The sequence below is a fragment of the Rhodococcoides trifolii genome (assembly GCF_014635345.1).
Taxonomy (GTDB): Bacteria; Actinomycetota; Actinomycetes; order Mycobacteriales; family Mycobacteriaceae; genus Rhodococcoides; species Rhodococcoides trifolii.
Window position 1 is genome coordinate 29386 of the sequence record NZ_BMCU01000008.1, and the last position, 12766, is coordinate 42151.

The 12766-nt window shown below is 66.8% G+C and carries 10 protein-coding genes; 4 read left to right on the forward strand and 6 right to left on the reverse strand.

The window, feature by feature from the left end; all coding sequences use genetic code 11:
- Positions 1-8: 8 nt before the first annotated feature.
- A complete protein-coding gene (locus IEW02_RS24195; RefSeq protein ID WP_188547884.1) occupies positions 9-1199 on the reverse strand; it encodes an FAD-dependent oxidoreductase in 1191 nt (396 codons plus the stop codon).
- Between the two features lie 70 nt (positions 1200-1269).
- Here IEW02_RS24195 and IEW02_RS24200 point away from each other — a divergent pair, with 70 nt between their 5' ends.
- Together IEW02_RS24200 and IEW02_RS24205 are read left to right on the forward strand one after the other, a co-directional pair.
- Positions 1270-3939 (forward strand): helix-turn-helix transcriptional regulator, encoded by a 2670-nt coding sequence (locus IEW02_RS24200; RefSeq protein ID WP_188547886.1) that lies wholly within the window; start codon positions 1270-1272, stop codon positions 3937-3939.
- 50 nt (positions 3940-3989) lie between these two features.
- Positions 3990-5168, forward strand: coding sequence for a serine hydrolase domain-containing protein (locus IEW02_RS24205; RefSeq protein ID WP_188547887.1), 1179 nt, complete (start codon positions 3990-3992; stop codon positions 5166-5168).
- A 6-nt stretch (positions 5169-5174) separates the two neighbouring features.
- On the opposite strand, the gene IEW02_RS24210 is transcribed toward IEW02_RS24205, so the two are convergent.
- Entirely contained in the window at positions 5175-7826 is a 2652-nt protein-coding gene (locus IEW02_RS24210; protein ID WP_188547889.1) for a helix-turn-helix transcriptional regulator, read from the reverse strand.
- Between the two features lie 108 nt (positions 7827-7934).
- Here IEW02_RS24210 and IEW02_RS24215 point away from each other — a divergent pair, with 108 nt between their 5' ends.
- Together IEW02_RS24215 and IEW02_RS24220 are read left to right on the forward strand one after the other, a co-directional pair.
- The gene (locus tag IEW02_RS24215) at positions 7935-8738 is read left to right on the forward strand and encodes an SDR family NAD(P)-dependent oxidoreductase (protein WP_188547891.1); all 804 of its coding nucleotides are present in this window, start codon (positions 7935-7937) and stop codon (positions 8736-8738) included.
- Positions 8739-8779: 41 nt separating this feature from the next.
- Positions 8780-10174, forward strand: a complete 1395-nt coding sequence (locus IEW02_RS24220; RefSeq protein WP_188547893.1) for an aminomethyl transferase family protein — start codon at positions 8780-8782, stop codon at positions 10172-10174.
- Between the two features lie 193 nt (positions 10175-10367).
- Here IEW02_RS24220 and IEW02_RS25540 read toward each other — a convergent pair whose 3' ends face one another.
- From IEW02_RS25540 to IEW02_RS24240, 4 genes are all read right to left on the reverse strand, one after another.
- Positions 10368-10538: a hypothetical protein gene (locus IEW02_RS25540; protein WP_442978708.1), complete on the reverse strand. Its 171-nt coding sequence runs from the start codon at positions 10536-10538 to the stop codon at positions 10368-10370.
- An 11-nt stretch (positions 10539-10549) separates the two neighbouring features.
- Positions 10550-11227: a GntR family transcriptional regulator gene (locus tag IEW02_RS24230; RefSeq protein ID WP_188547898.1), complete on the reverse strand. Its 678-nt coding sequence runs from the start codon at positions 11225-11227 to the stop codon at positions 10550-10552.
- Positions 11228-11326: 99 nt separating this feature from the next.
- Positions 11327-12328 carry an amidohydrolase family protein gene (locus IEW02_RS24235; protein WP_229746299.1) on the reverse strand — a complete coding sequence of 334 codons (1002 nt, stop codon included), beginning with the start codon at positions 12326-12328 and terminating at the stop codon, positions 11327-11329.
- Between the two features lie 47 nt (positions 12329-12375).
- A complete protein-coding gene (locus IEW02_RS24240; RefSeq protein WP_188547900.1) occupies positions 12376-12765 on the reverse strand; it encodes a RidA family protein in 390 nt (129 codons plus the stop codon).
- Between the last annotated feature and the right edge of the window lies 1 nt (position 12766).

Genomic DNA, 12766 nt, shown 5'->3' on the forward strand with positions numbered 1-12766 from the left:
TCGAGGAATCATCGGACGAAGGATGTGTGGTGGCGAGGGAATCCGCTGCGTAACACCGTCATCGCGGACAATCGGCGAACGGCCTCCGTCTCGTCGACGGCCTCGGCGGAGCCTCGTACGAAGCCGACGAGCGCGTCACGGTCGGTCTCGTCGTAGACCCGATGCTTCGATGCCGTCGCCATCGGTGAGGCGCAGTCGTCGAAGATGCGCAGTCGTTCGGCCGCCCACGCGTCCAGAGGGGCGTCGCCCGAACCGCTCACGGCATCGCTCAGTGGGTCCAGCAGCGCAAACACGTCGTACATGCCACTGGTGAGGCCGATCCCGCCCGTCGGATTCGTCGCGTGCGCGGCATCGCCGGCGAGCAGTACCCGACCATCACGCATGCGGTCGGCGGAGCGTTGATGCATCCGGTACGGCGTCGCGGTGACAACCTCGTAGGGCGCGTCGGGAAAGCCCAGTGCGGCAAGGCGTGCCGGAAGTCGATCCATGACGGTCTCGGCGGGAAGCTCGGCCGACTCACCCCACGTCCAACGCCATGTCGATTCGTCGATACGCGCTATGACACAACCGTTCTCGGGGTCGAGCATCATGTTGGCGTTACCGAGTCCGGCCGCGTCGAACGGGTACCGTAGATCGGTGGCGACGAAGCGGTCTTTCCACGTGGTCCCATCGAAGCCGATTCCGAGGCTCGTGCGAACGGCGCTGCGTGCGCCGTCTGCTCCGACGACCCACGACGCGCGCACCTCACCCGGTGAATTCCCACCGACGTCGAGGACGACCTCGTTGCCGTCCTGACGAACCGCGGTCACGGGGGCGCCGAGTCGAAGGGTGGCGTTCGGTAGGCGGGACAGATGGTCGAGAGCAATTCTCACCACGTCGTGTTGGCCGAGGTGAATGTTCCACGGGCGCGACGTCACCGTCTCCAGCGGCGCCAAGGACACCACAGCTTCGTCTCCGGTGGCAAGGACACGGGTTCGAAACGCGGTGTTCCGGATCCCGGCGGCGTCGATGTCGTCCAGAACGCCGAGGGCATCGAGACCCTCCAGGACGTGCCAGTAGTAGACGATCGCGCGAGGCGAGGCGGGAAGTTCGTTCTCGGTTTCGAGCAGGAGAACTCGGTGGCCGCGTTGGGCGAGACCGAGTGCGGCCAACGCACCCACTGGGCCGGCGCCGACGACGGCGATATCATTCGTGCTCACCGTCACAATGCTCACGGTCCGACAATCGACTCGCATCGGGGTGACCACCAGTCGACAGGAGGACATCCGGATGCACACCCTCGTCGGCCGAGCGCCCGAGATCGCTCGCCTCACCGAGTTCGTCGCCGATGTCGCGGCCGGGCGGGGTGGGTCGTTCGGAATGTGGGGGCCGCCGGGGTCTGGCAAATCCGCGCTTCTCGCGCACATCGGCGCGTCGGCCGATCTGCGCGTGCTCGCAGCGTCGGGAGACGAATTCGAATCCGACATCCCCGGCGGGTTGCTGCACCAATTGCTGGGACCCGTGCATCGGCCCGGTGAGCACCCACTCACCACAGATCCGGATGCACTCGCGGCGCTGCTGACTCGTCTCGCCGCCGACACCCCAACTCTCGTGGTTGTCGACGACGTCGACCGGGCCGACTCGCTGTCCCGACATGTCATCACCGAGGTGGCGACGCGTGCCGGGTCGTGGGGCATTCTTCTCGCCGGTCGTCGTACCGTCGGGGCCGTCCCACGAAGCCTGGTGCTGGATCGACTGACCGACGAGGACAGCCGCAGAATCGTGGAAACGGTCGCGACCACCGACGGCGACACCCCCGATCAACTGCGCCGACGGTTGCGCATCGTCGATGCGATCGTGGACCGAGCGGCGGGTAACCCGGGAGTGCTGGTGCTGTCGACCCGCGCGTTGATCACTGCGGATGTGCTCCGTGCGGACAGCACTGTGGACGTGACGCGCCGCGCCGACTCGGCCGTGGCGACACTGTGGCTCACCCGCCGGGAGTTGTCACCGCACGCGCGTGAACTGGGGCTGATGTGGGCTGTCGCGTGCGATTGTCCCGGGCAGATGCCGACGCCGGCGGTACCCGACACCCTCGTCGACTCCGCGTCCCTTGCGGAGTTGATCGAGAGTGGGCTGCTCGTCGATACGGCCTCCGGGGTCTCGCCCGTGCATCCACTTCTCCCTGCAGCTGTCCTCGAACTTGCCCCGTCCGGTGAGCAGCGCCGCGCCCACGCTGCGCTCGCGGATGCGCTCGACACAGGCGCCAGAGATCCGACTCTGCGAGCGGCCTGGCATCGTGCTCGTGCAGAGACGGCTGCCGACGAGATCGCAGCATTCCGGCTTGACGACGCCGTCACTCGGGCAGGGACCGCGGTGACTCCGTCGGATCGCGCCCGGGTGCTCGATGTGGCCGCGGGACTGTCGGTCGGCGCCGATCGGCGGTACGTGCGCTGGGCCAGGAGCGCCGATGCTCGTCTCGCCTCCGGAGATCCCGACGGAACCGAGCGAGCACTGCTTCGCGTCGACGCCGACAATGCGCCGGTCGAGGCATGCGCGCGGGTCCTGCTGACCGAAGGTCTCATGGCTGCGGCCGCCCGCACCCCGCAGGAAGGGTTCGAGCGCCCGATCCGTGCGGCGGAACTGATCCACGGCATGAACGACTCGCTCGAGCTCGAGGCGCTCGCGGCCGCCGCCGAGGTGTCGTGGTGGTCCGGCCGCGTCGACTGGATCGTTCGTGTGGCCGAGCTGGCCGAGGGTATGCCCGGGGAATCTGACCGCCAGCGGATCACCGTCGGTGCGATCCGTGGCTGCGCCGCGTTGTTCGACGGCGACCTCGAGTCGGCGGGGGCGCACCTTCGGATGGCGCTGGATGCGGGCACCAACGCGGTGTCGGCGCGTGATCACCGCATGGCCGGGCAGGCCGCGATGCTTCTCGGCGACGATGTCGCCGCGTTCGGCCACCTCACCGAGTCCGTGGCGCTGCTGCGCGCCGAGGGTGACGTGTTCCGTCTGTCGTTCACACTGCAGGTGCTGGCGTCGGTGCAGATGTGGCGGGGGCGGCCCGCGCACGCGGCGGAGCTCCTTGCGGAGGGTGAGGCCTTCGCCCGGCGGATCGGGGACGGCCGGAGCCAGGCGTTCGCCCTGACCATGTCGGCGCACGGAGACGGTCTGCGCGGATCGGCCGATGCGATGCGAGTGGCCGCGGACGCCGCGCTGCGTCTGGTGACGGGGCGCGATGTCGGATACATCGCCGCCGCCGCGTACTGGGCGATCGGCCGCACCGATTTGGCCACCGGTCGACTCGCCAATGCGCTCGAGATTCTTCAGGAGATCACGGACCCGGACTCGGCCACGACGCACCCTCCGACGGCGCTGTTCGCACTGCCCGATCTGGTCGAGGCGGCCGTACGAAGCGGTCGGCTCGACATCGCGCGCGCCGCTGTTCCTCGGTTCGCTGCGTGGGCGGCGGCCGGATCCCCCTGGGCAGCAACCGTATTGCCACGTCTGTGTGCTCTCACCGCCGAGAACGAGGACGATGCGGAGCGGTGGTTCCGCGAGGGCAGCACGGATCGAGATCGGCCGTTCGAGGTCGCGCGAACCCAGCTCCTGCACGGGGAGAACCTGAGACGCGGGCGGCACCGTGTCCGCGCCCGTGTCGTGCTGCAGGACGCGTTGGCCACGTTCGCACAGCTGCACGTCACCGCGTGGGAACAGCGTGCGGCCACCGAGTTGAGCGCAACTGCGGAGCGGGCGCGACGCGGACCAGAGGCGGCGACCATGCTGACCTCGCAGGAACTGACCGTCGCGCGCCTGGTCGCCGACGGCGCCTCCAACCAGCAGGTCGCGGAGCAGCTGTATCTCAGTCGCAAGACCGTCGAGTCACACCTGCACAAGATCTACACGAAGCTGGGAGTCGGCTCACGAAAACAGTTGCCGGGTGTCCTCGACGGCCGGTGACTGGTGATCACACCGATGCGAATACTCGCAGCGTCTCGCACCCTCGACACATGACGCGATCGCTTACTCGTTCGACATCTCTCGACAGCCGCGCACTCGGGCGGATCACCGAGCGAATGACATCCGATGTGGCCGACGACCTTTACGACGGTGGAGTCGTGCTGGTCGCCCGCGACGGCGAGATCGGCCTGCACGAGGCCGTCGGGTACAGCGACCGTTCCACCGGGCGCCTGGCCGCCACGAACGACGTGTTCTGGATTTTTTCGACCACCAAGCAATTCACCAACGTGCTTGTGCTGAAGGCGTTCGAGCAAGGACTCCTCAGCCCGATCACCAAGGTCGTCGACGTGGTTCCGGAGTTTCGGGGATCCGACCGGTTTCGCGTCGGCGCGAAGGATCGTGTCAGTGTCGCCGACCTGATGACGCACCGTGCGGGGACAAGCCCCACACCGTGGCCGCTGCCCCCGATGGAATGCGCCGACCTCTCGCGCACCATCACCGCGATCGGCGAGATGGATCTGGTGGCCCCGCCGGGGGAACGCGTCAGTTACTCGCCGTGCCTCGCTCACGCGCTCCTGGGCGAGATCGTGGTGCGCACACTGGGCAAGGGCCGTTCGTTCACACAAACCCTGCACGACGAGCTGCTCGACCCCCTCGGCATGACCGACACTCGCATGGGCGCGCCCAAGGACTGGTCGGATCGACTCGTTCCCGTCGTCGCGAAGTTCCCTCCCGGACAGTTCTTTTCGCCGCAGGACATCATCGACACCGCATCCGCCGCGCACGAAGGTGCCGAGCTGCCGTGGGTGGGATGTGTGTCGACCGCCGCGGATCTGTTTCGTTTCGCCGAGATGCTGCGGCGGGGCGGGGAGCTCGGCGGTGAGCGAATTCTGTCGCCCGCGTCCATCGCGATGGCCACGACCGTACAGACTGGCGACCTGATCAACGAGCGCTACAACCGAATCGTCGCCGAAAAGCATTGGCAGCCATGGCGTGCGAGTATCGGGCTGGGATTCATGATGCGCGGCACCGGCCTGCGACAGACGTTCTTCGGCACGATGTCCTCGCCTGGAACGTTCGGCGGATACGGTGCTGGGTCATCCCAGTTCTTCGTCGACCCCGAGCGCGAATTGACGTTCGTGTGCCTCACCGCAGGCGTGCTGGGCGAGGCGGAGAATCTGCACCGCTTCCAGACGCTGTCGGACATGACGGTGGCCGCGGCGAACTGACGACAGTCAGTCCGCCAGTGCACCCGCCAGCTGGTCGCGGGAATCGAGCCCGAGCTTCACGTACACCTTGGACAGGTGGTACTCGACCGTGCGCGAGCTCAGGTGCAGCGTGCCCGCGACATCGCGGTTCGAGCGTCCGGCGCTGACCATGCGGGCGATGTCGAGCTCCTGCGGGGTCAAGACGTCCGCGACGGCGATGTCGTGGGTGCGGCCCTCTCCGCTCGCCCGCAGCACCGACCGGGTCCGGTCGATCCACGCGGGGAGTTGCAGGCTCTCGAACACGGCCAGTGCGGCGTGCAGATGCTCTCGCGCCTCGACGCGGCGGCGCTTCCCGCGCAGGTGCTCGCCGTAGGCCAGTCGAGTTCGCGCCGCCTCGAGGGGGCGCTGCGCCAAACCCGGTGCTCGACATGCCTTGTCGAACAACGCGTCCGAGTCCCCCGCCGCCAGCGCCGTCAGACGCGGTTCGACTGCGTTGCCCCACGGGGAGCCCGCCTCGCACCACCGACCGAAGCGCGCGAGAGCCTGCTCCACGAGATCGGGCTTCCCCGATGCGACCGCCGCTTCCACCAGATCAGGTGTCGCGAGCAGGCTCACTTCGGGATGACGACGGTCGCCGAGAACCGTCGGAACGAGTATCTCGATAGCGTCGTCGAATCGGCCCAGGGACACTGCCAACCGGCCCGCCGCCCAGTCGAGCGACGCCGTCGGGTGCTCGGCTCCGCGGCCGGTCACTGCACTCCGGTGCTGCTCGCACGACGCCGTGTCACCGTCGAGCGCGGCGAGGTGGGCGAGGACGGTGTGCTGGAACGCGCCGTCCGTCTCCTCGCCCGCGTGCGCGGCGAGCGACAGCCCTTCGTCGGCGTTGGTTCGCGCAGCTTCCCGGCGTCCCTGACCCGCCAGGACCAGGGCGTGCAACTGCAGCGCGAACGGCAACTCGGTGGCCCGCCCGCGTGCCCGCATGACCCGGATCGCTCGCTCACAGAACAGCCGGGTGCCCACATCGTCACCGATCATCGTCGCGACCTCCGCGGCGAAGAGCAGCTCCCGCGGCTCGACCAGGTTCTCGGCGTCCCGCAGCGAGCGAATCAGGTCGCCCACGGCCGGCCGAAAGTCGTCTTGCATGACGGCCACGCCGGCGGGCGCAGCCATTCGCACCAACGCGGTGAACAGTCCACTGCTGCCCTCGACGGCGCTGTCTCCGAGCGACGCTGCAAGTGTCGACGCCTTCTCGGCCCAGTCGGCGCGCCCGCCCCACCACGCCAGGCCGGTGACGCGAGCGGCGAGATCGACAGCCAGCCGCGGATCCCGTCGGACCGCCGCTCCTGCGCCGTCGACGAGGATGCGTAACGCGTCGGCGGGCAATCCGCGGCTCAATGCGACGGCTCCGCGGATCTGCGCTGCTGTCCCGGCAATCGAGATGTCACGACCGGTGAGTCCGGCGCGGGTGACCAGCCAGTCGGCCTGAGCCGGCCGCCCGATCACCCAGCTGACCAGTCCGGCCGACACCAATCGACGAGCCCGGACGTCGTGGTTCGTGGTCAGTTCGGCGGCGCGAATCCAGCCGATCAGCGCGTCGGGTGACGCCTCGACGTTCCGCAGAATCGATTCCAACTCGTCGCCGACGTCCTCGGCGGATCCGTCTTCTGCACTGCAGCGGTGAAGGGCGCTGAGGAGACGGAAGTCCGCGTTGTCCTGCAGTTCGTCGGCGAGAGCGCGATGCACCGCGCGTCTGAGCACCGCGTCCGCGCAATGAAACGCGGCGCTGCGATGGGGCCGTCTGGACCAGGCGCGGTCCGACTCGTCGACCCGTACCAGCCTGCGGCTCTCGAGCACGTCGACGTCGTCCCTCCCGAGACCGAGACGCATACACGCCAGGGCGAGCACTCCGATCGGGAGTCCGTCGCCCGCCGCAACCACGAGCATTGCCACCCGAGCTGTCTCGGACAGGCCCTCCTCGATGACGCGCCACCGCGCTGTCCATCCGGTGCCGGGCCGCGGCGGCACCGGGAGGCCGGCACGACCGACAACCTCGTCGGATGTCAGGGCCGCTGCCATCTCCCGTGCAGCCAGCGGATTGCCTCCGGACGCAGCAGCGATGTCGTCGACAACGGAGTCGGGTGCCGAGGGCACGAGGGCGCCGCGAACGATCGCTGCACTGTCGCCGGTCGAGAGTGGGTGTAGCCGAAGCACTCTCGCACCGGACGGGAGCGCCTCACCGCGTCGCCACCCGATCAGCACGAGCAACACAGGGAATGGAGTGATCCGCCGGGCGAGGATTCCGAGGAGTCTGCGTGCCGACGGGTCCGCACGGTCCAGATCGTCCACCACCACGACGAGGGGTCCACCGCGGGCCGAGTCCTCGAGCGCATCCAGAGCGGAATTCACGGCTGCGACATCCTCGACGTCGTCGCCCACGAGCGTCGTTCCGAAGAGTCGATCGGACAACTCCCTTGCGTGCTCACCCACCCGCGCTCGTACGAACCGCGTGGGAAGCCCGGACAACGGACCGACAGTTCGGCCGAGAGCGCTCTTGCCGCTACCGAATTCGCCGACGATCACCACCGCGCCGCCGACACCGGCGCGGATGCGGTCGAGCGCCTCGCCCAACTGACCGACCTCCGTCTCGCGGCCGGTCACGCGGGGAAGGTCGGTGGTCACGGCACCAGGGTAGATGACCTGGGTCACAGCAACCGGTGGACTCATGGATGCGACCACGTGGCGCCGACGACGACTCTTCTCGGAAAGACCAAAGAAAGCAGGAACCGAGTGAGCGTCACATTCGACTACACGGGCAAAGCCGTTCTCGTGACCGGCGCCGGAAGCGGCATGGGCCGAGACAGCGCCACGGCCTTTGCGGGGGCTGGTGCTCGCGTCGCCGTCCTGGACATCAATGCCCCCGCCGGGCGCGAGACCGTCGAGCAGATCGAGGCGGCCGGCGGCGAAGCGATCTTCGTCGAGGTCGACGTGGCCGACGACGTCGCCGTGCACCGCGCCGTCGACACGGTCGTCGACCGATTCGGTCGACTCGACGTCGCGCACAACAACGCCGGTGCCGAGGGTCAGCACGGGTACATGCTCGAACAGGATCCGGCCTCGTGGCGACGAACTCTCGACGTCAACCTCTCGTCGGTCTTCTACTGCATGCAGGCCGAGATCCCACACATGCTCGCCTCGGGTGGTGGCTCCATCATCAACACGGCCTCGGCGGCCGGATTGATCGGAGCGTACGGACTCACCCCGTACGTCGCGGCCAAGCACGGCGTCATCGGGCTCACCAAGGCGGCGGCGAACGAGTACTCCGAGCGGGGAATTCGCATCAACGCGTTGTGCCCCGGTCCGATCGAGACACCGTTCATCTCGTCCTTCCCCACCAGTTGGACGGACCGGCTACTGGGCGGTGTACCGATCAGACGGCTCGGCCGGACCGACGAGATCTCGCAGGCCGTGTTGTGGTTGGGATCGGAGGCATCGAGCTACGTCGTCGGGCACAGCCTCAGCGTCGACGGCGGTGTCACCATCGGCGGTGCCGAAACCCGCAACGACGATCTCGAGGGTCGGGTGTTGACGTGACCGCCTCCCCCACAATTGACGAACAACAGATGGAGAACCCTGTGACAATCACCGAACCCGCAAGCGCACAATCCGATTCGATCGACGGGGTCGCTCCCGGCACACCGATTCACCAAGTCCTGTTCACGCCCGACAGCCCGATCTTCGAAGGCGCGAACGTGTTCACCGACATCGGATTCGGGCTGGTACCAGCCGAGTACTCCACCACGCGTGAGGAATTCCTCGCCTCGCGCGACGCAGCGTCCATCGGCTTCGTGCTCAGCAACAGCCCTGTCTACGACGTCTCCGGCCCGGATGCCGCGACTTTCCTCAACTCGGTCTGTGTCAACAAGGACTTCGGCCTCCTCGAGCAGGGCTCGTCCAAGCACGTCGTCATCTGCAACGACGACGGCTACATGATTGCCGACGGCGTCCTGCTGAAGGTGGACGACAATCACTTCCGCACGTACTGGCTCGCCCCCGTGCTGGCGTTCTTCCTGGACAAGTCCGACCTCGACGTTCACGGCACGTGGGTTCAGGACGAGTACTTCTTCCAGATCGACGGGCCGAAGTCGAAGTCGATCATCGAGAAGGTCACGGGCGCCGATCTCAGCGACCTGAAGTTCGCGCAGAACAAGGTGATCACACTCGCGGGCGCCGATGCCACCGTGCACCGGCTCGGGATGTCCGGCGCCCTCGCCTACGAGATCCACGGGCCCTCCACCCACGCCCGCGAGGCCTACCGGCAGCTGCGCTCCGAGGTCGAGGCCGTCGGCGGCAAGCCCCAGGGCTTCTGGAACTACTCCCTGGTCAACCACACCGTCGCCGGCTACCCGAACCAAGTCATTCACTTCATCGACCCGGTGAAGGACAGCTGGCCCGAGCTCACCGAGTACATCGCGCACATCATCCCGTTCGACATCGGTCTGCACGGCAGCGCCTCGGACGATCCGAAGAATGCGTGGGTCACCCCGTTCGACGTCCGCTGGGGTTACCTGGTCAACTTCGACCACGAGTTCCCGGGCAAGGCCGCACTGCAGAAGATCAAGGCGGAGGGCTCGAAGCGGACCACCGTCACCCTCGAGTGGAATGCCGACGACATCGGCGCGGTGTACGCGTCGCAGTTCCGCGGCGCGGACGCCGTCGTCTACGACCCCATGAGCAACGACCCGGTCATCTCGGTCGACGATTATCACAAGGGCCGCATGCGCATCGACTACGTCCTGAAGGACGGCAAGAAGGTGGGTCTCGCGACGGGCCGCACTCCCGCGTTCATCGAGAACACGATGATCTCGCTCGCCTACCTCGACCGTGAACTCGCTGTCGAGGGCACCGAGGTGACGGTCCTGTGGGGCGACGTGGGCCACCCCCAGATCGAGATCCGGGCAGTCGTCGCTCAGTTCCCTTATTACAAAGGCGAGTTCCGCAACGAGAAGCTCGACGTGAGCGCCCTCTGATCACGGTCGTCGACCGGCGCGCACTCCCGGTCGACGACCGACACCATCCATCGATGGCCAGGAAAGCGACACCATGACTCACGACTTCGTGTACGACGCGAACCCCATGCGGGTGCGTTTCGGGTCGGGCGCGCTGGCGTCTCTGCCCGAGGAACTCGACCTGCTCGGGCTGAACCGGGTGCTGATGCTCTGCTCACCCGGCCGCCGGGACACCGCGGATCGCATCGCCGGTCTGCTCGGAAACCGGTGCGTCGGAGTGCGCGCGGACGCGGTGATGCACGTTCCGGCGGACGTCGCCGAACGGGCCGCCGCCGCAGTCGAACAGACACCGGCGCACCGAACACCTGATCGACAGGGCGGCCATCGACCACCCTTTCAGGGGCGTGCGTGTGCCAGGGCGTCGTCGGCTCCCCCGCGCGTGTCGTCACGGTGCTCGGCCGACACTTTCTGGAACAGTGACATGTCCTTGGCGGCGAGGGCGTCGATGATCTGAGCGTGCTGCTCGACAGCGTGCCGTCGTCGCTCCGAGGACCCGTAGTTGCTGACGAAATATGCATCCGACAGAGTCCAGATGCGTTCGACCTCGGTGATCACCAGGTTGTGGGGCGACAAACTCCACACTGACCGATGAAACTCGTGATTGAGGTCGATGAACCCGATGACATCGCCGTCGTCGTCCTTGACTTCCATCTCGGCGTTGAGGCTGCGCAGGTGCTCGAGTGCGGATGCACCCGGCCAGTGAATGCTCGAGTTGAGTTCGGTCTCGAGGAGAGTGTGCAAGGTGTGCAACTGATTGAGCTCGAACGCTGTTCGCTTCGCCACGACGAAACCTTGGTTCGGGCGGTGCACCAGCAGCCCCTGGTTGGCCAGGACGAGAAATGCTTCGCGAATGGGGACGCGGCTGACGCCGAGTCGCTGTGACAGCTCTTCTTGGCGCAGCGCCTCACCAGGGACGAGCTCTCCGAGGAGGATCAGCTTGCGTAGTTGGGCGATGATTGCGGCGGTACCCAGCCGTGTCCGCAACGCCATCCCATCCTCCTCGCCCGAGGTCATCCGTTCCACGGTCCGAACCCGTCCCTGCAGGACGGGCGTGACCTGCAGCCTAATCGCAGATCACGCCCCTCGTCCGACAGGAGGTGCACTCCGCGCAGTTCAGACCTTCAGCCGTGGGAAGACGCGTCGCGCGTTCTCTTCGAACACTCTTCTGCGGTCGGTCTCGTCGAGAAAGTCGAAGCCCTCGATGACCGGCTTCAAATCGTCGAAAGGGCGCCCCGTTTCAGGGTTCTCGGTCGAGCCGCTACCGGGACGTTCCGTTCCGAAGAGCACTCGGTCCGACCCGACAGTCTTGAGCAGCAGCTCGAGTGCAGGTGAATAGTGCAGAACGGTGTCGAAATGGAAATGCTTCAGGTGGTCTTCGAAGCGTGGCGCGTGCGGGTCGCCGCCGAGTCCGGGATGAAGATGTTCAGCCTGCCATCGACCGAGCTGATACGGCACGGAGCCACCGCCATGCGAGATCATCACGTTCAACGTCGGAAAGCGTTCGAACACCTTTCCCCGGATCATCGACAGAATCGCGACCGATTCCTCGGTGATGAAGTGTTCGCTGTAGGTCTCACGGCCGTTGTAACACCCGGCCGAGTGCACCTGCATCGGAACCTTCAGTTCGACGAGCTGCTCGAACAGCGGATACCAGTAGGGGTCGCCGAGGGCCGGCGCTGTGCCGGTGCCTTCGTGGGGATCCGGATTCACGGTCACCCCGACGAATCCGAGCTCCTCGACGGTACGGCGCAGTTCCGGGAATGCACGTTCGACCGGCTCGTCGGGTGTGATGGGCAGACCGGCCACACCAGCGAACCGCTTCGGGTGCATCTCCACGGTGCGCGCTATGACGTCGTTGTTCGCGCGGATCCACGCGTCCACCAGCCGTGCGGGTTTCATCGAATGACCCTGGTGATACGGGCGCGGGGACAGCAGTTGCACGTCGGTGCCGACAGCGTCCATGGTCTCGACGTTGCTGTGCGCACACGCGGCCAGTGAGTCGTCACTGATCTTGGGTTGCCCGATGTGATACCCACCGTCGGCCATCAGGTTCGCACGAAAGGCGTACAAACCGTCGGGTGCCACGATGTGGGCGTGTGAGTCGATGATCATCATGTTCCTCGTGTCTGGGGGTAGTTCGATCGTGTGGGTCACGCGGGGTGTCAGGCGTCGCCGACGTACGCGATGAGTTCGCACTGGATGAGCAGCGGGTCGGCAAGCGGGTACTCGAGGGTGTGCCGTGCCGGGCGGCTGACCTCGTCGGGGAACATCGCCACCCAGTGCGGATCGATGACCGCCCGTGCCGCCCGGTCGCGCACGAAGAACGTGAGCTTGGCGATGTCGTCCGTGGTGCCGCCCGCCTTGTCGAGGATGCGGCCGATGTTGGAGAAGATCAGTGCTACCTGCGCGTCCACGGTCTCGGGTACGGCTCCGCTGTCGGGGTCGAGTCCGTTGATTCCGCTCGAGGTCAACAACGGACCCACCAGCGAGGCCTGCGGGATGGGGGCTCTGCCGTGGTGGAGGCCGGGAATTTCGATCGATCGACGTGTCATC